Genomic DNA, 24520 nt, shown 5'->3' on the forward strand with positions numbered 1-24520 from the left:
TCTGTTCCAATTGTTTTCTTTATCCACAACACTATAAGATTCGGGGCTTATCGAGTGGGGTAATGAAAATACCATATGTCATATTATAACGAATAACAACTTTTGTCAAGTGCTTAACCAAAAACACCTGGTGATGTTGCTTCAGTCGTTATAGAACACAGATTCTAAGTACAATCCGTGTGGTGGCGCGGTTTTACCGGCATTTCCTCGATTCATTGAAGCAATAATTGAGGCAAGTTCATCAGCTTGGCGTTTACCAATTCCGACTTCCCATAAAGTACCTGCAATAATTCGCACCATATTATACAAAAAGCCATTTCCTTCAATTGTCATATGCAATTCCTCACCATGCCATTCAAAGTCTAACTTTGCAACAGTACGCACTTTATCTTTCACACTTGTATTGGCTGCACAAAAGCACGAAAAATCATGTGTCCCTAGAATATACTGTGCTGCTTCTTGCATAGCCATAACATTTGGCTTTACACCATTGGAAGGTGTCGCATAAAAACGTCTAAAAGGGCTCTGTACGGCTTCACACGACCAGATATAGCGATATCGCTTACCATGGACGCTAAACCTCGCGTGAAAGTCATTAGACACCTCTTCTATTTGAACAATTCGGATGTCTCTCGGCAATTGAACGTTTAATGCTTGTGCATAACGATCAAGAGGAATGGACAGTGTCGTATCAAAATGGATTACTTGGCCTGTTGCATGCACCTTAGCATCTGTTCTCCCACTTGCTGTCACCTGGACAATCTCATTTTTATGCATGACGGTAAGTACTTTCTGAAGCTCTTCTTGCACTGTACGTTTCTCAGGTTGCACTTGGTAACCTGAGAAATTCGTTCCATCATATGTGATTGTAGCTTTCATTCTTCTTTTCATCGTTATGCAGTCTCCTCATTCATTAACTACGAAGGATTATTAATAATGCTGTCATAGCTACAAGTAACAGGATCGCTAATGTATCCTTACTATCCCACTTCAGCTGGCGATAGCGTGTCCGTCCTTCTCCGCCTCGATAACCACGTACTTCCATTGCTGTTGCCAAATCCTCCGCACGCTTAAATGCACTAACGAAGAGTGGTACTAACAATGGTACTACGGCTTTAACACGTTCTTTAATTGGTCCTGTACTAAGATCAGATCCACGCGCCATTTGTGCCTTCATAATCTTATCTGTCTCATCCATTAGTGTAGGGATGAAGCGAAGCGATATTGACATCATTAGAGCTAACTCATGTACAGGTAATTTTAATTTTTTGAATGGATTCAATAGAACTTCTAATCCATCTGTAATTGAAATCGGTGAAGTTGTTAGCGTCAAAATGGATGTCATAAAGACTAATACTAAAAATCTAATAGAAATGAAAATACCTTGCTTCAAACCTTCTTCATATATACTGATAAACTTCCAGTGATAAAGCAGTTCACCTTCCTTCGTGAAGAAAATATGAAGTAAGAATGTAAATGCCATTAATATAATAACCGGCTTCAAGCCATTTATTAAGAAGTATAATTTAATCCGCGAAACAAAAATAACAAGTAGTGTAAACACAAAGAGAGCTGCATACGTCACAGGATTGTTCGCTAAAAATACGATAATGATAAATGCGAATACAAATAATAATTTCGAGCGAGGATCTAATTTATGCACGAAGGAATCCCCTGGCATAAAGCGGCCAAAAATCATTTTCTCCATCATTGACCCGCACGCTCCTCTCGAACAGCTTCCGCAATCGCTGATGCGAGCTCTTCTTCCGTTAGACAAAGCGTTGGTAACTTGCGACCGACCTTCTCTTCAAATTCTCTCTGGAAACGTACAATACGTGGAGGCTCTAGTCGATAAGCTGCCAATTGCTTAGCATTACCGAAGATTTCTTCTGGATTTCCTGTTAATACACATTTCCCTTCATGCATTATTGCAATTCGATCTGCATAACGTGCCGCATCTTCCATACTATGTGTCACAAGGATTGTCGTTAAATTTCTTTCCTTGTGTAGTTGTAGGAATAAATCCATAATTTCTTTACGACCTCGAGGATCAAGTCCAGCGGTTGGCTCATCAAGGACAATTACTTCCGGTTCCATAGCAAGTACCCCTGCAATAGCAACTCTTCGCATTTGACCACCAGATAAATCAAATGGTGATTTATCAAGTACCGTAAGTGGTAAACCTACGAGCTCGATTAGTTGCTGCGCACGTTTTGTCGCTTCGTCTTCAGAGATACCAAAGTTCATCGGACCGAAAATAATATCTTTTAAAACCGTTTCTTCAAATAACTGATGTTCGGGAAACTGAAATACAATCCCTACTTTTTGACGAACTGGTTTTAAATCCTTCGTCTTTTTACCAGCTGTAATAGTCTTGTCTCCGATTTGTATAGTACCTTCTGTAGGTTTTAAAAGGGCATTTAGATGCTGTAAAATCGTAGACTTCCCTGATCCTGTATGACCTATAATTGCTTGATAGCTACCTGAAGGAATAGCCAATTCAACATCAAATAACGCTCTCTTTTCAAATGGCGTTCCCTGTGCATAAGCATAACTTACTTTTTGAAGTTGGATGTCCATAAGTCATTCACCAGCTCTTCTTCTGTCATGTGCTCGCCTAGAAGCTTTACACCATTTTGTTTCAAAAGCTTTGTTAGCTTCATAGCAAATGGTAAATCTAATCCAAGCTCTACTAATTGGTCGCCTAAAGCGAAAATTTCAGATGGTGTTCCTTCAGCAAATTTCTTGCCACCATTCATAAATAACATACGATCAGCTAATATAGCTTCTTCTAAATCATGTGTAATTGATAGGACCGTTAAACCAGTCTCTTCACGTAATGCTTGTACAGTAGCAAGTACTTCAGCACGACCTTGAGGATCGAGCATTGATGTCGCTTCATCCAAAATCAGTAATCTCGGTTTTAGTGCAAGTGCACCTGCAATTGCCACACGTTGCTTTTGACCACCTGATAGATGCTGTGGCTCATGATTTAAAAACTGATCCATCTTTACCTGTTTCAATGCCTCATGTACACGTTTAACCATTTCTTCATATGGTATACCGTTGTTTTCAAGTGCGAAAGCAACATCATCCTGTACAGTCGCTCCAACAAACTGATTATCAGGATTTTGGAATACCATACCCATTTGAGATCTTATATCCCAAAGATTTTCTTCTGTTAATGACTGATTCAAAACCTTAATCGTTCCTTCTTGTGGGAACAATAAGCCGTTCATAAGGCGCGCGATAGTTGATTTGCCAGATCCGTTGTGACCAACAATCGCAATCCATTCGCCCTCATGCACAGTAAATGACACGTCTTCAACCGCGTTCTTAATATCCGGTTCATCCGGGGAATATGTAAATGTGATGTGTTCCAGTGATAAGATTTCATCCATATGCTCAAACTCCTCTCGCTCAACTTCGCTCCGCTGTTCTCTCTAACTTACACTGTTTTATGTATGAATACTAGCTGAAAAGATTCTAGATTAGAAAAATACGACTTTTGCTTATAACGGCGAAAGTCGATTCTCTTCATTGCTAATATTTAGTGGACATGAGCTAGGGCTCTTCCAAATTAAATAAAAAAGCGCGCACCCCATTCAGAGAAATGCGCTTTGTTTCGTATCTCCGTTCTTAAAGTTGCTCAGACCTTAAGAGTGAATGAGGTGCGTAGAGCTAAACGAGACGGCACTTATGTCCGCTCATCATAACACTCTGCTTTTAAATTTGTCGTATAAATCTTAATTCTAATTTTTAAAAAAAGAGGGTGCAGTTCAAATAGCTATGAACCAAACACCCTCCTCCGCATCGTATGATTAAACTAGTTCAATCACAACTACAGGCGCACCGTCACCGCGGCGAGGTCCCATTTTCATAATGCGTGTATAACCGCCTTGGCGTTCAGCGTAGCGTGGTGCTACATCATCGAACAATTTTTGCAAAGCGTAAACTGTTGATTCATTGCCTTCAGCGTCAGTTGTAGTAGCTAATTCACGACGAATAAATGTAGCTGCTTGACGACGAGCATGCAAGTCTCCGCGTTTGCCTAAAGTAATCATTTTCTCAACAACCGAACGTAATTCTTTAGCACGAGTTTCTGTTGTTTCAATGCGCTCATTGATGATTAAGTCAGTAGCTAAATCGCGTAACATCGCTTTACGTTGAGAACTTGTACGTCCAAGTTTTCTGTAACCCATGGATGTTTCCCTCCTTTGTTCAATAACTGATCAGTCTTTTATATAAAAGTTCGCTTAGTCTTCTTCGCGTAACCCTAAACCAAGCTCTTCTAACTTCGCTTTTACTTCTTCTAATGATTTACGTCCTAGGTTACGAACTTTCATCATGTCGTCCTCAGACTTGTTAGCAAGTTCAAGAACAGTGTTGATACCTGCTCGTTTTAAACAGTTGTAAGAACGCACAGAAAGATCAAGCTCTTCGATAGTCATCTCTAAGACTTTTTCTTTTTGGTCTTCTTCTTTTTCAACCATGATTTCAGCAGTTTGTGCCTCGTCTGTTAAACCAACGAAGATATTTAAGTGCTCGGTTAATATTTTTGCTCCGAGCGAAATCGCCTCTTTAGGACCGATGCTACCATCTGTCCATACATCAAGAGAAAGTTTATCGAAATCAGACGATTGTCCAACACGAGTGTTTTCTACTTGGAAGTTGACGCGTGAAACTGGAGTGTAAATAGAGTCGATCGGGATCACGCCAATTGGAAGATCCTCGCGTTTGTTTTGATCAGCAGGAGTGTAACCACGTCCACGTTGCGCATACATACGCATACGAAGATGACCATTTTTAGCAATAGTTGCAATATATAGATCTGGGTTTAACACTTCAACGTCACTGTCATGCGTAATATCCGCAGCAGTTACTACTCCGTCACCTTTGAAATCTATTTCAATGACTTTTTCTTCATCAGAATAGATTTTTAAAGCTAGCTTTTTAATGTTCAAAATAATTGATGCAACATCTTCTACAACGCCCTCAATAGTAGAGAATTCGTGTAGTACGCCGTCAATTTGGATTGAAGTAACAGCAGCTCCTGGTAAAGAAGACAGAAGGATACGACGTAAAGAATTTCCCAAAGTGTTTCCATATCCACGTTCAAGTGGTTCTACAACAAACTTGCCGTATTTGGCATCATCGCTGATCTCAACGGTTTCAATCTTTGGTTTTTCAATTTCGATCATTCAAATTTACCCTCCTTCAAAACATCGAATGTATGATTTTTATTTCCTACATAAAATCGAATGTCTAATCAATCATGTGTCTGCACAATTCAGTTTGTACAAGAAATGAGATTCTCAATCAATAGATTGAGATTCATCAATTATACACGACGACGTTTTGGTGGGCGGCAACCGTTATGTGGAACTGGAGTTACATCTTTAATTGCTGTAACGTCTAAACCTGCAGATTGAAGTGCACGAATAGCAGCTTCACGACCTGCACCAGGACCCTTAACAGTTACTTCTAAAGTTTTTAAACCATGCTCGATTGATGTTTTAGCAGCAGTTTCAGCAGCCATTTGTGCAGCAAAAGGAGTTGATTTACGAGAACCACGGAATCCTAAAGCACCTGCACTTGACCAAGAAACAGCGTTACCTTGCATGTCAGTGATGGTTACAATTGTATTATTAAATGTAGAACGGATGTGAGCAATACCAGATTCGATATTCTTTTTCACACGACGTTTACGAGATTGTTGTTTACGTGCCATGTTAAGAAGAAACCTCCTTTACCGATTATTTTTTCTTGTTCGCTACAGTTTTACGAGGACCTTTACGCGTACGCGCATTGTTCTTCGTATTTTGACCGCGAACAGGTAAACCGCGACGGTGACGGATACCACGGAAAGATCCGATTTCCATCAAGCGTTTAATGTTAAGAGAGATCTCACGACGAAGATCACCTTCTAATTTATAAGTGTCTAATTGTTCACGGATTTTGTTAAGTTCGTCTTCAGTAAGATCGCGAACTCGAGTACTTTCAGAAACACCTGCTCCAGCAAGAACTTGCTTAGCAGTAGTGTTACCTACTCCGTAAATGTAAGTTAATGAAATTACAACGCGTTTGTCGCGAGGAATGTCAACACCAGCAATACGTGCCATATACGTTGTGCACCTCCTTCAAATTAACCTTGTTTTTGTTTGTGTTTAGGATTTTCACAGATTACCATTACTTTACCGCGTCGGCGAATAACTTTACATTTTTCGCAGATCGGTTTCACAGATGGTCTCACTTTCATCTAACCTAACCTCCTTAGTGGTCCGGAGTGCAAAAGATTATTTAAAACGGTATGTGATACGACCGCGAGTTAAGTCATATGGAGATAACTCAATAGTTACTTTATCTCCAGGCAAGATGCGAATAAAGTGCATACGAATTTTGCCCGATACATGAGCAAGAACTGTATGACCATTTTCTAATTCTACCTTAAACATCGCGTTTGGCAAAGTCTCAACAACTGTGCCTTCGATTTCAATTACATCGTCTTTCGCCATCGACCCTGTCTCCCTTCTATATGCAATTCAGGTTCCCATCTTCAAATCAAACGGAATTTGCTTCAAGTTTTTTTCTTTCATGAAAGAAACGACTCGTCTCAACATATGTTTGGATTGTATGAGAGATGTTCGAAAGACGCTCATCAGGTTTCGCTTCTTACAACCCATGGAATTGACTTTCCGTTTGAACCTTGTTTCCCTCATGTCAACATGACCATCCGGAATTGCCTTGGATAAGATCCTTCCATACCCGTTTGCACAGATGCTTCCACGAAACCCATTATACCCTTTCAGAACTATGATTGCATCAAGGACAAAGGGTATCCCGTATACCGATACATCTAATTCATCAGTGCATAGACCGGGCACAATATGCTTTTGCAGCTCTCGAAAATACATTTCCGTTGCTACCGCATACTCCCCGCGGAGGCAGTTATCTGCACCCGGGATTCGGGTATTAGTTGCGGCTGCCCTGTAATAGAGCATCTACGTCAGCAAAAACATCTGAGATATCTTGCTGTCCGTTGATATTTGTTAACACGTTTTTATCTTGATAAAAATCAAGTAAAGGTTGTGTTTGTTTGATATTCACTTCCAGGCGATTAGAAACCGTTTCTGGATTATCGTCAGCTCTTTGATAAAGTTCTCCTCCGTCTTTATCACAAATGCCTTCCTCTTTAGAAGGATTAAACACTAAGTGATAAGCAGAGCCACATACTTTACAGATACGACGACCTGTTAAACGTTTAATCAACTCTTCTTGTTCTACTTGAATATTTACTACATATTCTATTTTCTTACCAAGATCAGATAAAATATTATCTAACGCATCAGCTTGTTCAATAGTACGTGGAAAACCATCTAGTAGGAAGCCTTGATCACAATCAGGTTGGCTTAAGCGCTCGCGAACGATACCAATCGTTACTTCATCTGGTACAAGTGCACCTTTATCAATAAACGATTTCGCTAAAAGACCTAATTCCGTACCACCTTTAATAGCTGCACGGAACATATCGCCTGTAGAAATATGAGGGATTGCGTACTTCTCAACAATTTTATCTGCTTGAGTGCCTTTACCAGCACCAGGCAAACCCATCAAAACGATATTCATACGGAGAGAGCCCCCTCAAGTTATTGTGAAGGTTCAAGGAACGAAAATCGTCCCTAGAAACCAACATTATTTCATGAAACCTTTGTAGTGGCGTTTCACAAGTTGTGATTCTAATTGTTTCATCGTTTCCAGTGCAACACCGACAACGATTAGTAGACTAGTACCGCCAATTTGTGCCGATGATGGAAGCTTCGCAACATTAATGAAAATGATTGGAAGAATCGCAACAAGCGACAAGAAGATCGCACCTACAAACGTTAAGCGATATAAAACAGTTGTTAGATAATCTTGAGTGCTTTTACCTGGGCGAATACCCGGGATATAGGCACCTTGCTTTTTCAAATTATCTGCAACTTTTTCAGGATTCACTTGAACGAACGCATAGAAATATGCAAACGCAACAATTAACGCTACATAAATGATCATCCCAACTGGTTGAGAATAATCGAACGTTCTTTCAATGAACTGAGTTGCTTTATTATCTCCAAAGAAAGTTGCAATTGTTCTTGGCGTTACGATAAACGCAACAGCAAAGATTACTGGGATAACCCCAGCCGCATTTACTTTCAATGGTAAATGAGATTGTTGTGCACCTCTTTGAGCACCAGCACGTTTTGCATATTGAATAGGAATTTTACGCAACGCTTGTTGAACGTAAATGACACCTACAACAATCGCAAGAGCGGCCAATACAATAAGAGCCATCACGATTATACGGATGAATAATTGCTCTCCCGCATTCTCGAATTGTGAAGCATAAATTTGATTCACAGTGTTTGGCAATGCAGCTACGATACCTGCGAAGATGATAATGGAAATACCATTCCCAACACCTTTTTCAGTAATTTGCTCACCTAACCAAAGTAAAAATGCAGTACCAGCAGTTAACACAATCGCAATTGTTAAGTACGTCATAACACCCTCATCTTTAATCAATGAACCGCCGTACATACGGTTAAAACCGTAAGACATTGCGATTGATTGAATAAATGCAAGGATAATTGCGAAGTAACGTGTAAATTGAGCGATTTTACGTCGACCAACTTCACCTTGTTTTGACCACTCGGTGAACTTTTGGACAACATCCATTTGCAATAGCTGAACTATAATTGAAGCCGTAATGTATGGCATTATACCCATAGCAAAAATCGAGAAGTTTGACAAAGCTCCCCCACCAAATGTATTTAAGAAACCAACTAAACTATATTGATCAGTGGCTTTTAATACATTAGCGTCGACGTTTGGTACCGGTATAAACGTTCCAAGACGGAATACGACCAACATCAAAAGAGTGAAAATGATTTTATTTCTAATATCTCTCACGCGCATAAAGTTAGAGATTGTTTGAAACATTAAATCACCTCGATTTGTCCGCCAGCATTCTCAATTGCTTCTTTAGCAGAACCTGAGAATTTATGAGCTTTAACAGTAAGCTTTTTCTCAAGAGTTCCATTACCTAGAACTTTGATTCCAGCTTTCTCGTTGCTCACAACACCAGTTTCAATTAATAAAGCTGGTGTTACTTCTGTGCCGTCTTCAAAACGATTTAAAGCGTCAAGGTTTACGATAGCGTATTCTTTACGATTAATGTTCGTAAATCCACGTTTAGGTAAACGACGGAACAATGGGTTTTGACCGCCTTCAAATCCTGGACGAACGCCGCCGCCAGAACGAGCTTTTTGACCTTTATGCCCTCTACCAGAAGTTTTACCGTTACCAGAACCGATACCACGACCTACGCGGTTACGTTCTTTACGTGAACCTAAAGCTGGTTCTAACTCATGAAGTTTCATTTGGGTGGCACCTCCTTGTTATTGATTTTTGAATTAAATCTCTGTAACAGTAACTAAATGTGCTACTTTTGTGATCGCACCGCGAACAGCCACATTATCTGGATGTTCAACAGTATGATTTACTTTACGTAAGCCAAGCGCTTCGATTGTTTTACGTTGAGCAGGTTTAGTACCGATTAAACTTTTAGTAAGGGTAATTTGTAGTTTAGTTGACATATTATTTCCCCCCTTAACCTAATAGTTCTTCTACTGATTTACCGCGAAGTTTTGCAACTTCTTCAGCATGTTTAAGTTCAGATAAACCTCTAACAGTAGCGCGAACCATGTTAATTGGCGTATTTGAACCAAGTGATTTTGAAAGAATATCAGTGATACCAGCAAGCTCTAATACAGCACGAACTGGTCCACCAGCGATAACTCCTGTACCAGGAGCAGCAGGTTTAATCATGATGTTACCTGCACCGAAGCGACCCATGATTAAGTGTGGTGTTGTACCACCAACACGTGGAACTTCGATCAAGTTTTTCTTCGCATCTTCTACTGCTTTGCGAATTGCATCAGGTACTTCCTGAGCTTTACCTGTACCGAAACCAACATGGCCATTACGGTCTCCAACCACTACTAGTGCAGTGAAGCGGAAACGACGTCCACCTTTAACAACTTTAGCAACGCGGTTGATCGTAACAACGCGTTCTTCAAGTTCTAGTTTGTTTGCGTCAATGCGACTCATGAAATGTGTACCTCCTTCTTATTAAAATTCTAAACCATTTGCACGTGCAGCTTCAGCTAAAGCTTTAACACGTCCATGATATAAGTAACCACCACGGTCAAATACAACAGCTTTGATGTTTTTTTCCGCAGCGCCTTTAGCGATAGTTTCACCGATTTTTGTAGCAGCTTCTAAGTTACCAGCAGTTCCTTCAAACTCTTTATCCATAGTTGAAGCACTTACTAGTGTTAGGCCTTTAGAATCATCGATAATTTGTGCGTAAATGTGTTTGTTTGAACGGAATACGTTTAAACGTGGACATTCAGCAGTACCAGTAATTTTAGAACGCACGCGCGCATGACGTTTTTTACGAACTTGATTCTTATCTTGTTTCGTAATCACAGAGGTCACTCCTTTCTAATGCTTTAAGCAGCATTATTTACCTGTTTTACCTTCTTTACGACGAACGAATTCGCCTTCATAACGGATCCCTTTACCTTTATAAGGCTCTGGTGGACGCACTTGACGAATGTTAGAAGCAAGTGCTCCAACACGTTCTTTGCTAATCCCTTTAACGATAACTTTAGTGTTTGAAGGAACTTCTACAGTTACTCCCTCTTCAGGTGTGAACTCAACAGGATGTGAGTAACCTACGTTCAATACAAGTTTAGTTCCTTGTAATTGAGCACGGTAACCTACACCAACTAATTCAAGTGCACGTTCAAATCCTTCAGAAACACCAGTAATCATGTTTGCTAAAAGAGCACGAGTTGTACCATGGTTAGTACGGTGGTCTTTTGACTCAGAAGGACGAGATACTGTAATCACGTTACCTTCTTGTTCAATTTTCATATCTTTGTTAAAAGAGCGAACAAGTTCACCTTTTGGTCCTTTAACAGTTACTGTGTTGTCAGCAGCGACAGTTACAGTTACAGTAGCAGGTACCTCGATTGGTTTTTTACCTACGCGAGACATTTATGTTGCACCTCCATTCTTTTGTTGCTAATTACCAAACGTAAGCTAAGATTTCTCCGCCAACTTGTTTAGCGCGAGCTTCTTTATCAGTTAATAAACCGTTTGAAGTTGAAACTAAAGCGATTCCTAGTCCGTTCAACACTTTAGGTACTTCGTTAGTTTTCGCATAAACGCGTAAACCTGGTTTAGAAATACGTTTTAATCCTGTAATAACACGTTCGTTTTCTTGGCCATATTTTAAGAAGATACGGATGATACCTTGTTTGTCATCTTCTACATACTCAACGTCACGTACAAAACCTTCACGCTTAAGAATTTCAGCGATCTCTTTTTTGATATTAGAAGCCGGAACCTCTAATTTCTCGTGACGGACCATGTTAGCATTACGAATGCGTGTAAGCATATCTGCAATCGGATCTGTCATTGTCATTACATTTACCTCCTTCCCAAATTAGGGGATTACCAGCTGGCTTTTTTCACGCCAGGAATTTGTCCCTTATATGCAAGTTCTCGGAAACAAATACGGCAAAGTTTAAATTTGCGGTATACAGAGTGTGGACGCCCACAGCGTTCACAACGAGTGTATTCTTGCACTTTAAACTTTTGCGTGCGTTGTTGTTTAACGATCATTGATTTTTTAGCCACGTTTTCGCCCTCCTTGTTTTATTACTTTTGGAACGGCATACCGAATTGAGTTAGTAACTCGCGAGCTTCTTCATCAGAGTTCGCAGTAGTTACGATAACGATATCCATACCGCGTACTTTAGAAACTTTATCGTAGTCGATTTCTGGGAAGATTAATTGCTCTTTAATACCAAGAGTATAGTTACCGCGACCGTCAAATGCTTTTTTAGAAACACCACGGAAGTCACGTACACGTGGAAGAGAAACAGCGATTAGTTTATCCAAGAAGTCATACATACGCTCACCGCGTAATGTAACTTTCGCACCGATTGGCATTCCTTCACGAAGACGGAAACCTGCGATAGATTTTTTAGCTTTAGTAATAACAGGTTTTTGACCTGTAATTAATGCTAATTCTTCAACAGCTGAGTCAAGAACTTTAGAGTTTTGAACTGCGTCACCAACACCCATGTTAATAACGATTTTGTCAACTTTAGGAACTTGCATAACTGATGTATATTCAAACTTGCTCATAAGAGCAGGTGAAACCTCGTTTACAAATTTTTCTTTTAGGCGGCTCATGTGTTTGTACCTCCCTTCTCTATAACTTATTTATCGATTACTGCACCTGATTTTTTTGCTACACGAACTTTTTTGCCATCTTCGATTTTATAACCTACGCGAGTCGGCTCGCCAGATTTTGGATCGATTAGCATTACGTTCGAAACGTGAATTGCTGCCTCTTGGCTGACAATTCCACCTTGTGGGTTAACTTGGTTAGGTTTCACGTGTTTTTTGACGATGTTTACACCTTCAACTAGTACACGATCATTTTTAGGGAAAGCAGCAAGAATTACACCTGTTTTGCCTTTTTCTTTACCTGAAATAACCTTTACCTTGTCGCCTTTTTTAACATGCATTCTGTCGCACCTCCTTGATTGGCACTTTCATGAAAATTAAAGAACTTCCGGAGCTAAAGATACGATTTTCATGAAGCTGTTGTCACGTAATTCACGTGCTACAGGTCCGAAAATACGAGTTCCGCGTGGTGATTTGTCATCTTTGATGATTACACATGCGTTCTCATCGAATTTGATGTAAGTACCGTCTTTACGACGAACGCCGCTTTTCGTACGAACGATTACAGCTTTAACTACTTCACCCTTCTTGACAACGCCACCTGGTGTTGCTTTCTTGACAGTACATACGATTACATCACCGATGTTCGCAGTTTTACGTCCAGAACCACCAAGTACTTTGATAGTTAATACTTCTTTCGCACCTGAGTTGTCAGCAACTTTTAAACGGGTTTCTTGTTGGATCACTTAGGTTACCTCCCTTCGGACGTTGTTAGTTCCGAAATTTAATTAGATAATAACCGCTTTTTCTACTACTTCAACCAAACGGAAACGTTTAGTAGCTGATAGCGGACGAGTTTCCATAATGCGGACGATATCTCCAACTTTTGCTTCGTTGTTTTCATCATGCGCCTTGAATTTCTTAGAGTATTTTACACGTTTGCCATAAAGCTTATGCTTTTTGTGAGTTTCAATTAAAACTGAGATAGTTTTATCCATTTTATCTGAAACTACGCGGCCAGTGTAAACTTTGCGTTGGTTACGCTCAGTCATGCTGCAAACCTCCTTTATCAGTTATTTGCACTGATTTCTCTTTCACGAATCACAGTTTTCATACGCGCAATTGCTTTGCGTACTTCGCGGATGCGAGCTGTGTTTTCTAATTGACCAGTCGCCAATTGGAAGCGAAGGTTAAAAAGCTCTTCTTTCAGTGATTTTACTTTAGTTTCGATTTCTGCTGTTGTAAGTTCACGGATTTCATTAGCTTTCATTAGATTCACCACCAATTTCTTCACGTTTAACGATCTTACATTTCACAGGAAGCTTATGAGATGCTAAACGAAGTGCTTCACGAGAGATTTCCTCAGAAACGCCTCCGATTTCGAACATAATTTTTCCTGGTTTAACTACTGCTACCCATCCTTCAGGAGCACCTTTACCTGAACCCATACGCACTTCTAGAGGCTTTTTCGTATATGGTTTATGTGGGAAGATTTTAATCCAAACTTTACCGCCACGTTTCATGTAACGAGTCATCGCGATACGTGCAGCTTCGATTTGACGGTTAGTGATCCAGCTAGCTTCAGTTGCTTGTAAACCGAATTCGCCGAATGCAATTTCTTTACCGCCTTTCGCTTCTCCACGCATTTTTCCGCGGTGTACACGACGGTATTTTACGCGTTTTGGCAATAACATATTATTTGCCTCCTTCCTCAGAGTTCTTCTTCACTGGAAGGACTTCACCGCGGTAGATCCATACTTTAACACCTAATTTACCATAAGTAGTGTCAGCTTCTGCATGAGCATAATCAATGTCAGCACGAAGAGTATGAAGCGGAACAGTTCCTTCACTATAATGTTCAGCACGCGCAATATCAGCGCCGCCTAGACGACCAGATACTTGAGTTTTAATCCCTTTAGCGCCTGCACGCATTGTGCGTTGAATAGTTTGTTTTTGTGCACGACGGAATGATACACGGTTTTCTAATTGGCGAGCAATGTTTTCTGCAACCAATTTAGCGTCAAGATCCGCACGTTTGATTTCAACAATATTGATGTGAACGCGTTTACCAGTGATTTTGCCAAGGTTTTTACGAAGTGATTCCACTTCAGTACCGCCCTTACCAATAACCATACCTGGTTTCGCAGTGTGAATTGTAATATTAACACGGTTTGCAGCGCGTTCGATTTCTACTTTAGAAACTGAAGCTTCTTTTAAGCTTGTTTCAATGTATTTACGTACTTTAATGTCTTCATGAAGTAAAGTAGCGTACTCTTTTTCAGCGTACCATCTAGATTCCCAATCACGAATGACACCAACACGTAATCCTATTGGATGTACTTTTTGACCCACGTATTATCCCTCCTTCTTCTCAGATACCACTAGAGTAATGTGGCTTGTACGTTTGTTAATTGCGCTTGCACGTCCTTGTGCGCGTGGACGGAAACGTTTTAACGTTGGACCTTCATCAACGAATACTTCTGAAATAACTAGGTTATTTACATCTAAATCATAGTTATGTTCAGCATTTGCAACTGCAGATTTTAGTACTTTTTCAACTACAGGAGACGCTGCTCTTGGAGTGTGACGTAAAATTGCAACCGCTTCGCCAATTTGCTTGCCTCGGATTAAATCAACCACTAAGCGGACTTTACGAGGAGCAATGCGAACTGTGCGAGCAATAGCTTTAGCTTCTTGCATCAGGATTTACCTCCCCTCATATTAGCGTACTGATGTTTTCTTATCATCTGCACCATGACCTTTATATGTGCGTGTTGGTGCGAACTCACCTAGTTTATGACCTACCATATCTTCAGTCACGTATACAGGAACATGTTTACGTCCATCATATACAGCGATAGTTAGTCCGATAAAGTTCGGGAAGATAGTAGAACGGCGAGACCAAGTCTTGATAACTTGTTTTTTCTCAGAAGCCTCTTGTGCTTCCACTTTTTTCATTAAGTGGTCATCTACAAAAGGTCCTTTTTTCAAGCTGCGACCCATATTGGAGCCTCCCTCCGTGATCCCACTACGGTTCTTTCAACGAACCGCAGTCTAATCACTTTATTTTTTACGACGACGAATGATAAGTTTGTCGGATTTGTTTTTCTTGTTACGAGTTTTATAACCAAGAGCTGGTTTACCCCATGGTGTCATTGGTGATTTACGTCCGATTGGAGAACGTCCTTCACCACCACCGTGTGGGTGATCGTTCGGGTTCATTACAGATCCACGTACAGTTGGGCGTTTGCCTAACCAACGAGTACGACCTGCTTTACCGATGTTGATTAATTCGTGTTGTTCGTTACCAACTTGACCGATTGTAGCACGGCAAGTAGCAAGAATCATGCGAACTTCGCCAGATTGAAGACGAACTATTACGTATTTACCCTCTTTACCAAGGATTTGAGCTGATGTACCAGCAGAACGTACTAATTGTCCACCTTTACCAGGTTTCATTTCGATGTTATGGATTGTAGTACCCATTGGAATATTTTCAAGTGGTAACGCGTTACCTACTTTAATATCAACATCTGCACCTGAAATAATTGTCATTCCTACAACTAGACCTTTAGGTGCTAGGATGTAGCGTTTTTCACCATCTGCATAATTAATTAATGCGATGTTTGCAGAACGGTTTGGATCATATTCGATAGTAGCAACGCGTCCTGGAATGCCATCTTTCAAACGTTTGAAATCGATGACACGATATTGGCGTTTATGGCCACCACCATTATGACGAACAGTGATTTTACCTTGGTTATTACGACCAGCTTTGCGTTTAGTCGGCTCTAACAATGATTTCTCAGGCTTGTTAGTTGTGATTTCAGCAAAGTCAGATGACGTCATGTTACGACGACCATTTGAGGTAGGCTTATACTTTTTAATCGCCATTTGAGTTCCCTCCTTCTTTATTGTTCAATTATGAACGAAAATTACATTTCGAATAATTCGATTTCGTTGCCAGCAACTAATTTAACGATTGCTTTACGGCGTTTGTTTGTATAACCACCGAATTTACCTACGCGTTTGTATTTACCTTTGTAGTTCATGATGTTTACTTTCTCAACTTTAACACCAAAGATAGATTCAACAGCGTCTTTAACTTCAGTTTTGTTGGCACGAGTGTCAACTTCAAATGTATATTTGTTTTCTGCCATTAGTTCTGAAGAACGCTCAGTAATGACAGGACGTTTTAAAATATCACGTGCTTCCATTAACCAAGCACCTCCTCAACTTTTTCTACAGCAGCTTTAGTGAAAACTACTTTTTCGTGACCTAAAAGATCAAGAACGTTAATACCAGCAGCTGGTACAACAGTAACGCCTTGGATGTTACGAGCAGATAATGCTACGTTTTCATCTAAATTAGCAGTTACGAATAATGCTTTAGATTCGATTGAAAGATCTTTAAGAACTTTTACGAAATCTTTAGTTTTTGGTGCGTCTAGTTTAAGAGCATCTAATACTAAGAAATTAGTTTCTAATACTTTAGCAGATAGAGCTGATTTAAGAGCTAAACGACGTACTTTTTTCGGTAGTTTGTAGCTATAGCTACGAGGTACTGGACCGAATACTACACCACCACCACGCCATTGTGGAGAGCGAATAGAACCTTGACGAGCACGGCCTGTTCCTTTTTGCTTCCATGGTTTACGACCACCACCAGCAACTTCAGAACGGTTTTTTACTTTATGGTTACCTTGACGTAATGAAGCGCGTTGAGCGATTACTGCGTCGAATAACACGTTTTGGTTTGGTTCAATTCCGAAGATTGCATCGTTTAATTCGATTTCACCAACAGAAGAACCCGTTTGACTAAGCAAAGATACTTTTGTCATTCCTGTTTCCTCCTTTCTTCGGTAAGTTAGTTAGCTTTAATAGCAGCTTTTACTGTTACTAATGCTTTACGAGAACCAGGAACATTACCTTTAATAAGTAGTAAGTTGCGTTCAACGTCAACTTTTACGATTTCTAAGTTTTGGATTGTAACAACTCCGCCACCCATTTGACCAGGTAATTTCTTTTGTTTGAATACGCGGTTCGGAGCAACTGGACCCATTGAACCAGGACGACGGTGGTAACGAGAACCGTGGGACATAGGACCACGAGATTGTCCGTGGCGTTTAATAACACCTTGGAAACCTTTACCCTTAGTAACACCTGTTACATCTACTACATCGCCTTCTGCGAAAATTTCAACTTTGACTTCTTGACCAACCTCGTACTCAGCTAAGTTTACATCGCGGATTTCGCGGATGAAGCGCTTAGGAGCAGTGCTTGCTTTAGCTACGTGTCCTTTTTCAGGTTTGTTAGAAAGCTTTTCACGCTTATCTTCGAAACCGATTTGGATCGCTTCGTAACCATCTGTATCAACTGATTTCTTTTGAAGAACTACGTTTGGAGTAGCTTCAACTACAGTTACAGGAATTAAATCACCGTTCTCAGCAAAAACTTGCGTCATACCGATTTTTCTACCTAAGATTCCTTTGGTCATTTGTCACACCTCCTGTGATTATTGTTTTTCTATTTTCATTTTTACCATTAAAGTTTGATTTCAATATCAACGCCAGATGGTAAATCAAGTTTCATTAACGCGTCAACAGTTTGTGGTGTTGGGTTAACGATATCGATCAGACGTTTATGAGTACGCATCTCGAATTGCTCACGAGAATCTTTGTACTTATGCACGGCACGCAGAATTGTGTACACCGATTTTTCAGTTGGAAGTGGAATCGGACCTGATACACTTGCACCTGAACGTTTAGCAGTTTCCACAATTTTCTCAGCAGATTGATCAAGAATTCTATGATCATATGCTTTCAAACGGATACGGATCTTTTGTTTTGCCATTATTTTCCCTCCTTTTCGCCTATTTCCTAGACATTCTCCACGGAAATTTCTCCGTCACACGCGCCATGGCAATGCGGCCGGGTGTGTCGGCAACCTCCCGCTTCATCGCAGTCGAAGACCAACATTTGATATTATACACATAAAAAAAAGAATAAGCAAGTCTTTTTGCTAAACTCTTTTCAATGTCACGTTTATTCTATGTTATCCTCATCTTTTGCTCTTCAGCAGATTCCAAGTATATAAAAAATACAGCTATATTGCAAATTATATGTAATAAAAAAGGATGCAATTCAATTCGAATTGCATCCTTACTATTATAAGAAAAATACACAAGCAATCCAGCCAAAGATGATGAGTGGAATATTTACGAAGATAAATGTTGGTACACATGTATCCCAAATATGATTGTGCTGACCGTCAACATTTAGACCCGCAGTTGGTCCGAGTGTCGTATCTGATGCAGGCGATCCAGCATCTCCTAAAGCACCTGCTGTTCCAATCAAACACATAATCGCTAATGGACTTAATCCTAGTTCAACAGATAACGGTACAAATAACGTCGCTATAATTGGAATTGTTGCAAAAGATGAACCTATCCCCATCGTCACGATTAAACCAATAATTAGCATTACCAATACCGCTAAGCTAGTATTACCTTCTAAAATACTTAATGAACTGTTAATAAGGCTATCTATATCTCCTGTTGCATTTATAACAGATGCAAAGCCGTTTGCTGCAATCATAACAAATCCGATAAATGACATCATGCGCATTCCATCTGTTAAAACTTCATCCGCTTCTCTCCATTTTAAAGCTCCAGTAACGTACATAATGGTAATACCTGCAAATGCACCAACAATCATAGAATCAGTTGTAATCTGTGTATAGAGAGCTGCAATTAATGCAATGATAGTTGAAATAATCACTCTTTTGCTAACCTTTAGTTCTAAAGGAGATGTTTCAACACCCGCTTCTTCGTAGCGTCGAGGTTTACGATAGAAGAATAATGCAACAACTAAACCAATAAGCATACCTAACACCGGAATAGCCATTGCAATAGGAACATCACTTACGGATACTTCCATGCCAGCCTTCGTTACTTGAGTCGCTATAATCTCTTGGAAAATAGAACCGAATCCTGAAGGTACAAAACTATATGTGCCCACTAAACCAACTGCAATAATTGTTGAGATAATTCGGCGATCTACTTCAAGCATATTTAGGATTTTCAAAATTGGCGGAATTAATAACGGAATAAATGCTATATGAATCGGAATTAAGTTTTGAGAGAATACGGCCATTGCAAAAATTAAAAAGAAGATTAAAGCCTTCACTAATCCTTGTTTATTGCTTGCACCGTTTTTATTTAAAAGTTTCAGAATCGAAGCAATCATTAACTCTGGAATTCCTGTTTTTGAAATGGCGATTGCAAAACCACCTAATAATCCGTAACTCAAAGCTATTGTTGCCCCTGCACCTAACCCTTCTGTAAATGTTTCTACAGTTTTAGAAATTCCCATACCACTTGTTAGGCCACCTGCAAACGCACCTAATACAAGTGAAAGAACAACATTTATACGTAATAAGCTTAATATCAACATGACAGCTATCGCTATAATTACTGCATTCATAATTCACACTTCACTTTCATACTCTAGTTCTCTAGTTCGATAAAGTAATTATAAGTAGATTAATTATTAATGTCAATAAAAAAATCCCACATAAAGTAATACTCTACATGGGATTTTTTCTGTAATTATAAACTTTCATTTACAACTTTGCGGTAATACGTAACAGACAACAATGCAAATACCGAATAAAGTAACGCGTAAATACTCATTGTCAGAATTAATGGTGTTGTTAACTCTGTACCAAATAGCATCCAGCCTGATTTAACCGCAAAATAACTGTGTAGTAACCCAATTAGAAGTGGTACACCGAAGTTAAAAGCTTGCTTCATATAAATTCCCTTCATAATCTCTGACTTCGTAAAGCCGATTTTACGAAGAACTGTATAAGACTCTCTTTCATCTTCTGCATCGGACATTTGCTTGAAGTATAAAACACTGCCCGTTGCCAGTAAGAATGCGAGACCGAGGAATGCTGTAATGAAAATGACATTACCCCATAATTCTAATGCATCAGTTTTATTACCTTCCTGAGTCCATGCAAAAAATTGTTTTTCTTTCCCCTTTGTATCCTTTGTAGTGAATTTCCCACCATTGGTTGTCTTTATATATATTCCTTGAACCTTCTCCAAATCTTTTTCTTCAAATGAGTAACCTTCTTGCTCATACCAAATGGAGTTCTTCTGAATTTCGGAATCTGTTGATAACTTATCGAAATATTGGTCTGTTACAACAATAGCTGCACTACCATATGAAAGTTGACTTGTAATAATACCCGCCTTTTCAAGTCCGATCATTTTTAGTTTTGATTTGCCTTCTGTTGTATGCACAGTCATAGACTTACCAACTTCTAGAGGCATTAATTCTGCAAGCATACCGCTATATCCTACTAGATAAGCTTCACCCTCTTTTAAACTAGCTTTAGGGTAGACTTTCTTCATATCGCTTAACTTTGTCACTATGGAATCAAGTCGTATATTTTCTTTAATATCACTAGATATAGGTTTCTTCATCAAGCTTGAAATATCAATATCTACATTCAACAAGGAAAACTCATATTTTTTATAGATTATATTTTCATTGCTTAGGTGTTCTTCAAACATTTTATTTTGTTCATTTAAAGTTATGACATCAAATGGAACATATTGCTTAGCACTTGCACCTGCTGAGTAATACGCAATATAAGACAAGGACATAATAGCTAAAGCAACAGCAGTCATTACTGTAATAAGCGTTAAAGACTTCGCATTCCCTTTCATACGATGCATAATAGGCGTTAATGCCAATACGTCAGTTAATGATAAGTGCCCTTTCTTTCCTTTACGAATAATATTCATAATTAAAGATACTGAAAAACGGAAAACGAAGAAAGTCCCTGTAATAGTGGAAGCCAATATTATAATCATCTTTATTACTAACTGATTAATAGTGGCGGAATCAAAATCAAATAAATGTGCTGATTTATAATATCCAAAGGTAATTAATACTAAGCCTACTAGACCTAATAACATTTGAAACAATCCAAAACGTTTCACACGCGTATCACCCTTTTTACTTGCAGAAAACAAATCAAGTAAAGTTGAACGACGAATCACGAAAATAGTTTGAATGGTTATTACTATTAATAAAATTAAGAAAACAACAAGTGTTTGAAAAAGTGCCTGTGAAGAAAATGCAATTTCCACAAGTGCCTCTTTAGTAATTAGCTTTAATAGAATCATTGCAAATACCCGTGATGTTAAAAAACCAATACTTACGCCTATAGCCGTTGCACCAGACCATAACAGCATATTTTCAATTGATAATAGACGGACAACTACTCCCTTAGACATACCAATCAATTGATATAAACCAATTTCCTTACTTCTACGTTTCATAAATAAATGATTTGCGTAAATTACAAAAAACGTCACAATGAAAACTAACATAACCGAGGCAGCTTTAAACCCTGCTGTACCTGTTGGACTTTCCTTTGTCATTTCTAAAATACTTGGGTTAAATTGCAAAGTCACAAATGAAAAGTACAATGTCACACTAAAGATCAGCGCAAAAAAGTATAAATAATAGTGTGTAATATTCTTTTTCATACTTCTGAGTACAAGTTGACTAATCGTCATAACCGTCACCGCCTAAGACACCTTGCGTATTCATAATTTCTTGGAAGAACATTTTACGATTTTTTTCACCTTTATATAGCTCTGTATAGAGTTGGCCGTCTTTCAAGAACAATACTCGACTACAAAAACTTGCTGCCACTGGATCATGGGTAACCATCATAATTGTCACCCTTTGCTTTTCATTAATAGTAGCTAAGTTTTCTAGAAGAGCTGTAGCTGATTTTGAATCTAGTGCACCTGTTGGCTCATCCCCAAAAACGATGGACGGATTAGAAATGAGGGCACGTGCCGCAGATGTCCTTTGTTTTTGCCCACCCGATATTTCATTCGGATATTTATTAGCCAATTCACGTATATCTAATAAATCTGTTAATGTATTGAAGCGACTCTCAGCTTCAGATTTCGATACTTTACTAATAGATAGAGGTAGTAATATATTCTCTTTCACAGTTAATGTATCTAATAAGTTATAGTCTTGAAAGATAAAACCTAATTGTTCCCTGCGAAACTTCGATAGTTCTTTCTCTTTCATCTTCCTTAAATCATTACCGTCAATTTCTATGACACCTTCCGTCGCATTATCGATCGAACATAGAACATTTAACAAAGTCGTCTTTCCAGAACCTGATGGACCCATGATACCAACAAATTCTCCTTCATTAACCTCTATATCAATACCCTTCAAGACTTCTTGAGCAGTTAATTTACGTCCATATACTTTTTTAACTTTACGTGCTTTTAAAATAGCCATTACATTTCCTCCCTCTCGCTTATATGACCATTCTATAGAATTTTAAAAAAAGAATCGTTTGATTAACATGACAAACAAAAAGAGTAGGTGACATTTTCGTCATCTACTCATGATTTTAACGAACTCATTTTTCAAAGGAAAACGTAAGGAAAAGACTGTCCCGACGTTCTCTTCAGATTGTACAAATATTTGGATACCTAATTTTGATGCTGCATTTTTGGCCAAATATAACCCCATTCCAGTTGATGCAGTCTGATGTCGACCAATTTCACCGGTGAAAGACTTATTAAAAATGCGTGGCAAGTCAGCTTGGCTAATCCCTATACCTGAGTCTTTAATATATAGATATACATGACCGTCTAAATCCTTTGATGCGTATATCTGTATATCTGAATTATCATTACTATATTTCACTGCATTAGAAAGTAATTGACGTATAATAAAGGATGTCCATTTTTGATCAGTCAGTACTTCAGCATCAAGATTTTGAATATCAAAGCCAATACCTTTCTCAATACACCAAGTTTGCAAATTCTTAATCTCTCTCAGTATTGTTTGCCTAATCGATATTATCTCTATCCTGTTGTCATTCTCAATTGAAGAAAGTCTAATATGATGTAATTCTTGATCGAGTAGCAAATGAATTCTTAACCATTCAATTTCAAGACGTTTCTTTAAATTATTTTCTTCTAATGAGTCAATCAAAAGCTTCATCGCAGTTAAAGGTGTCTTCACTTCATGAATCCAGCCTAATGCTCTATCCTTATCTTCTGAAAACTCAACATGTACATTGTTTATTTGTTCTTGTCTTATTACTTCTACATTTTCAATCACATCGAAAAATACTGTTTCAAAACTCGATAATTTTTCTGAACGAGCAGGAAGAACACTTTCTATATCTAAATCATTTCCCAGGAAATGTTTCAGTCTACGAATTGATTTGGTCTCTTTTAAATATCGCCACATTAAAAACACTATAAATAAGACTGTATTAGTTAAATTAAGATAAACTGCTGATACACTAGATAATCCCACATCTAAAAAAAGCACTAAATTTAACCACAGCTGAATGACTATAAAAAAAAGAATCCACGACCTTCTTTCCTTAAGAAATATTAAAAACACTACAAATCAGACCTCCTTGGTAATAGCCATATAGCCCAGTCCTTTTTTTGTAAGAATAACATCTTCCAATCCAATTTCTTCAAGCTTTAAGCGCAAACGATTCACATTAACTGATAACGTATTGTCATTAACAAACCGTTCATCATCCCATAGCTTTCTCATTAATTCATCACGAGATACAATTTGATTTAAATGTTCAATTAAAATTCTTAAAATAAACAATTCATTTTTAGTTAATTCAACTAAACGTTCTTGTTGAAAAATGGTACCTCTTGAATAATCAATGGTAGCTCCATTCCATATTATCGTATGTAGTCTTTCTTGTTTATAATCGTACGTCCTCCTTACAAGGGCTTGTACTTTAGCTAACAGTACATCCATATTAAATGGTTTTTGTATAAAATCATCTGCGCCCATTTGCATAGCCATAACTTGGTCCATAGGATGGTCTCGTGAAGATAAAAAGATAATCGGCACTTTTGAAATATGGCGAATTTCACGACACCAGTGGAAACCATCAAATGCAGGCAACTGAATATCAATAACAACTAGTTGCGGAGTTGTATCATGAAAGCTTTCCATCACTTTTTGGAAATCCCTCGGTTTTGTAACTTCCATAGACCACTGACTGAATCTTTCTCGAATTATATCAAAAATAGCCTGATCATCTTCAATAATAAAAACTTTTATCATACATTCACCCTCTCCTACTATATTGTACAAGAAATAGCTCAAATAAAA

The 24520-nt window shown here is 38.7% G+C and carries 38 protein-coding genes; all 38 read right to left on the reverse strand.

The features are described from left to right. Positions 1–141: 141 nt before the first annotated feature. Positions 142–891, reverse strand: a complete 750-nt coding sequence (gene truA, locus MKY02_RS20980) for a tRNA pseudouridine(38-40) synthase TruA (protein WP_038179132.1) — start codon at positions 889–891, stop codon at positions 142–144. 22 nt (positions 892–913) lie between these two features. After that, a complete protein-coding gene (locus MKY02_RS20985) occupies positions 914–1711 on the reverse strand; it encodes an energy-coupling factor transporter transmembrane component T family protein (protein ID WP_038179130.1) in 798 nt (265 codons plus the stop codon). Beyond that, positions 1708–2580, reverse strand: coding sequence for an energy-coupling factor ABC transporter ATP-binding protein (locus tag MKY02_RS20990; RefSeq protein WP_038179129.1), 873 nt, complete (start codon positions 2578–2580; stop codon positions 1708–1710). Before MKY02_RS20990 ends, MKY02_RS20985 begins: the two co-directional genes overlap by 4 nt. Beyond that, the gene (locus MKY02_RS20995; protein ID WP_038179127.1) at positions 2556–3401 is read right to left on the reverse strand and encodes an energy-coupling factor ABC transporter ATP-binding protein; all 846 of its coding nucleotides are present in this window, start codon (positions 3399–3401) and stop codon (positions 2556–2558) included. Before MKY02_RS20995 ends, MKY02_RS20990 begins: the two co-directional genes overlap by 25 nt. Positions 3402–3821: 420 nt before the next feature. Further along, positions 3822–4202, reverse strand: a complete 381-nt coding sequence (gene rplQ / locus MKY02_RS21000; protein ID WP_038179125.1) for a 50S ribosomal protein L17 — start codon at positions 4200–4202, stop codon at positions 3822–3824. A gap of 54 nt (positions 4203–4256) precedes the next feature. Further along, entirely contained in the window at positions 4257–5201 is a 945-nt protein-coding gene (locus MKY02_RS21005) for a DNA-directed RNA polymerase subunit alpha (RefSeq protein ID WP_038179123.1), read from the reverse strand. 140 nt (positions 5202–5341) lie between these two features. Then, positions 5342–5731 carry a 30S ribosomal protein S11 gene (rpsK, locus tag MKY02_RS21010; RefSeq protein ID WP_038179122.1) on the reverse strand — a complete coding sequence of 130 codons (390 nt, stop codon included), beginning with the start codon at positions 5729–5731 and terminating at the stop codon, positions 5342–5344. Between the two features lie 25 nt (positions 5732–5756). Beyond that, complete coding sequence (rpsM, locus tag MKY02_RS21015; RefSeq protein WP_038179120.1) at positions 5757–6122, reverse strand: 30S ribosomal protein S13; 366 nt, start codon at positions 6120–6122, stop codon at positions 5757–5759. 23 nt (positions 6123–6145) lie between these two features. Then, on the reverse strand, positions 6146–6259 hold the full coding sequence (gene rpmJ / locus MKY02_RS21020; RefSeq protein ID WP_000868344.1) for a 50S ribosomal protein L36: 114 nt from the start codon (positions 6257–6259) through the stop codon (positions 6146–6148). Between the two features lie 37 nt (positions 6260–6296). Next, positions 6297–6515, reverse strand: coding sequence for a translation initiation factor IF-1 (gene infA, locus MKY02_RS21025; protein WP_038179110.1), 219 nt, complete (start codon positions 6513–6515; stop codon positions 6297–6299). 457 nt (positions 6516–6972) lie between these two features. Continuing rightward, positions 6973–7626, reverse strand: a complete 654-nt coding sequence (locus MKY02_RS21030; protein WP_038179106.1) for an adenylate kinase — start codon at positions 7624–7626, stop codon at positions 6973–6975. 66 nt (positions 7627–7692) lie between these two features. Then, the gene (secY, locus tag MKY02_RS21035) at positions 7693–8979 is read right to left on the reverse strand and encodes a preprotein translocase subunit SecY (protein WP_038179104.1); all 1287 of its coding nucleotides are present in this window, start codon (positions 8977–8979) and stop codon (positions 7693–7695) included. Further along, a complete protein-coding gene (rplO, locus tag MKY02_RS21040) occupies positions 8979–9419 on the reverse strand; it encodes a 50S ribosomal protein L15 (RefSeq protein ID WP_038179103.1) in 441 nt (146 codons plus the stop codon). The genes secY and rplO overlap by 1 nt, the downstream gene beginning before the upstream one ends. A gap of 33 nt (positions 9420–9452) precedes the next feature. Next, entirely contained in the window at positions 9453–9635 is a 183-nt protein-coding gene (gene rpmD / locus MKY02_RS21045; protein ID WP_038179101.1) for a 50S ribosomal protein L30, read from the reverse strand. Positions 9636–9648: 13 nt separating this feature from the next. Further along, positions 9649–10149 carry a 30S ribosomal protein S5 gene (rpsE, locus tag MKY02_RS21050; RefSeq protein ID WP_038179099.1) on the reverse strand — a complete coding sequence of 167 codons (501 nt, stop codon included), beginning with the start codon at positions 10147–10149 and terminating at the stop codon, positions 9649–9651. Positions 10150–10170: 21 nt separating this feature from the next. Further along, on the reverse strand, positions 10171–10530 hold the full coding sequence (gene rplR / locus MKY02_RS21055) for a 50S ribosomal protein L18 (protein WP_038179097.1): 360 nt from the start codon (positions 10528–10530) through the stop codon (positions 10171–10173). A 33-nt stretch (positions 10531–10563) separates the two neighbouring features. Next, a complete protein-coding gene (gene rplF / locus MKY02_RS21060) occupies positions 10564–11103 on the reverse strand; it encodes a 50S ribosomal protein L6 (RefSeq protein ID WP_038179095.1) in 540 nt (179 codons plus the stop codon). Positions 11104–11134: 31 nt separating this feature from the next. Then, entirely contained in the window at positions 11135–11533 is a 399-nt protein-coding gene (gene rpsH, locus MKY02_RS21065) for a 30S ribosomal protein S8 (RefSeq protein ID WP_038179093.1), read from the reverse strand. 29 nt (positions 11534–11562) lie between these two features. Then, positions 11563–11748, reverse strand: coding sequence for a 30S ribosomal protein S14 (gene rpsN / locus MKY02_RS21070; protein ID WP_008406949.1), 186 nt, complete (start codon positions 11746–11748; stop codon positions 11563–11565). Between the two features lie 21 nt (positions 11749–11769). Next, positions 11770–12309 (reverse strand): 50S ribosomal protein L5, encoded by a 540-nt coding sequence (gene rplE, locus MKY02_RS21075; RefSeq protein WP_038179089.1) that lies wholly within the window; start codon positions 12307–12309, stop codon positions 11770–11772. Positions 12310–12335: 26 nt separating this feature from the next. Beyond that, positions 12336–12647 carry a 50S ribosomal protein L24 gene (gene rplX / locus MKY02_RS21080; protein WP_038179088.1) on the reverse strand — a complete coding sequence of 104 codons (312 nt, stop codon included), beginning with the start codon at positions 12645–12647 and terminating at the stop codon, positions 12336–12338. 36 nt (positions 12648–12683) lie between these two features. Next, a complete protein-coding gene (gene rplN, locus MKY02_RS21085; protein WP_038179086.1) occupies positions 12684–13052 on the reverse strand; it encodes a 50S ribosomal protein L14 in 369 nt (122 codons plus the stop codon). A gap of 42 nt (positions 13053–13094) precedes the next feature. Next, a complete protein-coding gene (rpsQ, locus tag MKY02_RS21090; RefSeq protein ID WP_038179084.1) occupies positions 13095–13358 on the reverse strand; it encodes a 30S ribosomal protein S17 in 264 nt (87 codons plus the stop codon). Positions 13359–13375: 17 nt separating this feature from the next. Then, a complete protein-coding gene (rpmC, locus tag MKY02_RS21095) occupies positions 13376–13576 on the reverse strand; it encodes a 50S ribosomal protein L29 (protein WP_038179082.1) in 201 nt (66 codons plus the stop codon). Continuing rightward, the gene (rplP, locus tag MKY02_RS21100) at positions 13566–14000 is read right to left on the reverse strand and encodes a 50S ribosomal protein L16 (protein WP_038179080.1); all 435 of its coding nucleotides are present in this window, start codon (positions 13998–14000) and stop codon (positions 13566–13568) included. Before rplP ends, rpmC begins: the two co-directional genes overlap by 11 nt. Before the next feature lies 1 nt (position 14001). After that, a complete protein-coding gene (gene rpsC, locus MKY02_RS21105; RefSeq protein ID WP_038179079.1) occupies positions 14002–14658 on the reverse strand; it encodes a 30S ribosomal protein S3 in 657 nt (218 codons plus the stop codon). A gap of 3 nt (positions 14659–14661) precedes the next feature. After that, on the reverse strand, positions 14662–15006 hold the full coding sequence (gene rplV / locus MKY02_RS21110; protein WP_038179077.1) for a 50S ribosomal protein L22: 345 nt from the start codon (positions 15004–15006) through the stop codon (positions 14662–14664). A 21-nt stretch (positions 15007–15027) separates the two neighbouring features. Beyond that, positions 15028–15309, reverse strand: coding sequence for a 30S ribosomal protein S19 (gene rpsS, locus MKY02_RS21115; RefSeq protein ID WP_038179075.1), 282 nt, complete (start codon positions 15307–15309; stop codon positions 15028–15030). Between the two features lie 60 nt (positions 15310–15369). Beyond that, entirely contained in the window at positions 15370–16200 is an 831-nt protein-coding gene (gene rplB / locus MKY02_RS21120) for a 50S ribosomal protein L2 (RefSeq protein ID WP_038179073.1), read from the reverse strand. Between the two features lie 41 nt (positions 16201–16241). After that, positions 16242–16523: a 50S ribosomal protein L23 gene (gene rplW / locus MKY02_RS21125; RefSeq protein WP_038179071.1), complete on the reverse strand. Its 282-nt coding sequence runs from the start codon at positions 16521–16523 to the stop codon at positions 16242–16244. Then, positions 16523–17146 carry a 50S ribosomal protein L4 gene (rplD, locus tag MKY02_RS21130; RefSeq protein ID WP_038179069.1) on the reverse strand — a complete coding sequence of 208 codons (624 nt, stop codon included), beginning with the start codon at positions 17144–17146 and terminating at the stop codon, positions 16523–16525. The genes rplW and rplD overlap by 1 nt, the downstream gene beginning before the upstream one ends. A gap of 26 nt (positions 17147–17172) precedes the next feature. After that, positions 17173–17802: a 50S ribosomal protein L3 gene (gene rplC / locus MKY02_RS21135; RefSeq protein ID WP_038179068.1), complete on the reverse strand. Its 630-nt coding sequence runs from the start codon at positions 17800–17802 to the stop codon at positions 17173–17175. 47 nt (positions 17803–17849) lie between these two features. Continuing rightward, a complete protein-coding gene (gene rpsJ, locus MKY02_RS21140) occupies positions 17850–18158 on the reverse strand; it encodes a 30S ribosomal protein S10 (protein ID WP_004233624.1) in 309 nt (102 codons plus the stop codon). 314 nt (positions 18159–18472) lie between these two features. After that, a complete protein-coding gene (locus tag MKY02_RS21145) occupies positions 18473–19789 on the reverse strand; it encodes a Na+/H+ antiporter family protein (RefSeq protein WP_038179064.1) in 1317 nt (438 codons plus the stop codon). Positions 19790–19914: 125 nt separating this feature from the next. Then, positions 19915–21903 (reverse strand): FtsX-like permease family protein, encoded by a 1989-nt coding sequence (locus MKY02_RS21150; RefSeq protein ID WP_038179062.1) that lies wholly within the window; start codon positions 21901–21903, stop codon positions 19915–19917. Beyond that, complete coding sequence (locus MKY02_RS21155) at positions 21893–22654, reverse strand: ABC transporter ATP-binding protein (RefSeq protein ID WP_038179060.1); 762 nt, start codon at positions 22652–22654, stop codon at positions 21893–21895. Before MKY02_RS21155 ends, MKY02_RS21150 begins: the two co-directional genes overlap by 11 nt. Before the next feature lie 99 nt (positions 22655–22753). Then, entirely contained in the window at positions 22754–23779 is a 1026-nt protein-coding gene (locus MKY02_RS21160) for a sensor histidine kinase (RefSeq protein WP_038179058.1), read from the reverse strand. A 6-nt stretch (positions 23780–23785) separates the two neighbouring features. Next, entirely contained in the window at positions 23786–24469 is a 684-nt protein-coding gene (locus tag MKY02_RS21165; RefSeq protein ID WP_340711704.1) for a response regulator transcription factor, read from the reverse strand. Between the last annotated feature and the right edge of the window lie 51 nt (positions 24470–24520).

The organism is Viridibacillus sp. FSL R5-0888 (assembly GCF_038009105.1).
Classification (GTDB): domain Bacteria; phylum Bacillota; class Bacilli; order Bacillales_A; family Planococcaceae; genus Viridibacillus; species Viridibacillus arenosi.

Excerpts from the sequence above, each read along its gene's own strand:
- truA (WP_038179132.1), bottom strand. The coding sequence starts at position 891 with ATGAAAAGAAGAATGAAAGCTACAATCACATATGATGGAACGAATTTC.
- MKY02_RS20985 (WP_038179130.1), bottom strand. The coding sequence starts at position 1,711 with ATGATGGAGAAAATGATTTTTGGCCGCTTTATGCCAGGGGATTCCTTC.
- MKY02_RS20990 (WP_038179129.1), bottom strand. The coding sequence starts at position 2,580 with ATGGACATCCAACTTCAAAAAGTAAGTTATGCTTATGCACAGGGAACG.
- MKY02_RS20995 (WP_038179127.1), bottom strand. The coding sequence starts at position 3,401 with ATGGATGAAATCTTATCACTGGAACACATCACATTTACATATTCCCCG.
- rplQ (WP_038179125.1), bottom strand. The coding sequence starts at position 4,202 with ATGGGTTACAGAAAACTTGGACGTACAAGTTCTCAACGTAAAGCGATG.
- MKY02_RS21005 (WP_038179123.1), bottom strand. The coding sequence starts at position 5,201 with ATGATCGAAATTGAAAAACCAAAGATTGAAACCGTTGAGATCAGCGAT.
- rpsK (WP_038179122.1), bottom strand. The coding sequence starts at position 5,731 with ATGGCACGTAAACAACAATCTCGTAAACGTCGTGTGAAAAAGAATATC.
- rpsM (WP_038179120.1), bottom strand. The coding sequence starts at position 6,122 with ATGGCACGTATTGCTGGTGTTGACATTCCTCGCGACAAACGCGTTGTA.
- rpmJ (WP_000868344.1), bottom strand. The coding sequence starts at position 6,259 with ATGAAAGTGAGACCATCTGTGAAACCGATCTGCGAAAAATGTAAAGTT.
- infA (WP_038179110.1), bottom strand. The coding sequence starts at position 6,515 with ATGGCGAAAGACGATGTAATTGAAATCGAAGGCACAGTTGTTGAGACT.
- MKY02_RS21030 (WP_038179106.1), bottom strand. The coding sequence starts at position 7,626 with ATGAATATCGTTTTGATGGGTTTGCCTGGTGCTGGTAAAGGCACTCAA.
- secY (WP_038179104.1), bottom strand. The coding sequence starts at position 8,979 with ATGTTTCAAACAATCTCTAACTTTATGCGCGTGAGAGATATTAGAAAT.
- rplO (WP_038179103.1), bottom strand. The coding sequence starts at position 9,419 with ATGAAACTTCATGAGTTAGAACCAGCTTTAGGTTCACGTAAAGAACGT.
- rpmD (WP_038179101.1), bottom strand. The coding sequence starts at position 9,635 with ATGTCAACTAAACTACAAATTACCCTTACTAAAAGTTTAATCGGTACT.
- rpsE (WP_038179099.1), bottom strand. The coding sequence starts at position 10,149 with ATGAGTCGCATTGACGCAAACAAACTAGAACTTGAAGAACGCGTTGTT.
- rplF (WP_038179095.1), bottom strand. The coding sequence starts at position 11,103 with ATGTCTCGCGTAGGTAAAAAACCAATCGAGGTACCTGCTACTGTAACT.
- rpsH (WP_038179093.1), bottom strand. The coding sequence starts at position 11,533 with ATGACAATGACAGATCCGATTGCAGATATGCTTACACGCATTCGTAAT.
- rplE (WP_038179089.1), bottom strand. The coding sequence starts at position 12,309 with ATGAGCCGCCTAAAAGAAAAATTTGTAAACGAGGTTTCACCTGCTCTT.
- rplX (WP_038179088.1), bottom strand. The coding sequence starts at position 12,647 with ATGCATGTTAAAAAAGGCGACAAGGTAAAGGTTATTTCAGGTAAAGAA.
- rpsQ (WP_038179084.1), bottom strand. The coding sequence starts at position 13,358 with ATGACTGAGCGTAACCAACGCAAAGTTTACACTGGCCGCGTAGTTTCA.
- rpmC (WP_038179082.1), bottom strand. The coding sequence starts at position 13,576 with ATGAAAGCTAATGAAATCCGTGAACTTACAACAGCAGAAATCGAAACT.
- rplP (WP_038179080.1), bottom strand. The coding sequence starts at position 14,000 with ATGTTATTGCCAAAACGCGTAAAATACCGTCGTGTACACCGCGGAAAA.
- rplV (WP_038179077.1), bottom strand. The coding sequence starts at position 15,006 with ATGCAAGAAGCTAAAGCTATTGCTCGCACAGTTCGCATTGCTCCTCGT.
- rpsS (WP_038179075.1), bottom strand. The coding sequence starts at position 15,309 with ATGGGTCGCAGCTTGAAAAAAGGACCTTTTGTAGATGACCACTTAATG.
- rplB (WP_038179073.1), bottom strand. The coding sequence starts at position 16,200 with ATGGCGATTAAAAAGTATAAGCCTACCTCAAATGGTCGTCGTAACATG.
- rplW (WP_038179071.1), bottom strand. The coding sequence starts at position 16,523 with ATGGAAGCACGTGATATTTTAAAACGTCCTGTCATTACTGAGCGTTCT.
- rplD (WP_038179069.1), bottom strand. The coding sequence starts at position 17,146 with ATGACAAAAGTATCTTTGCTTAGTCAAACGGGTTCTTCTGTTGGTGAA.
- rplC (WP_038179068.1), bottom strand. The coding sequence starts at position 17,802 with ATGACCAAAGGAATCTTAGGTAGAAAAATCGGTATGACGCAAGTTTTT.
- rpsJ (WP_004233624.1), bottom strand. The coding sequence starts at position 18,158 with ATGGCAAAACAAAAGATCCGTATCCGTTTGAAAGCATATGATCATAGA.
- MKY02_RS21145 (WP_038179064.1), bottom strand. The coding sequence starts at position 19,789 with ATGAATGCAGTAATTATAGCGATAGCTGTCATGTTGATATTAAGCTTA.
- MKY02_RS21150 (WP_038179062.1), bottom strand. The coding sequence starts at position 21,903 with ATGACGATTAGTCAACTTGTACTCAGAAGTATGAAAAAGAATATTACA.
- MKY02_RS21155 (WP_038179060.1), bottom strand. The coding sequence starts at position 22,654 with ATGGCTATTTTAAAAGCACGTAAAGTTAAAAAAGTATATGGACGTAAA.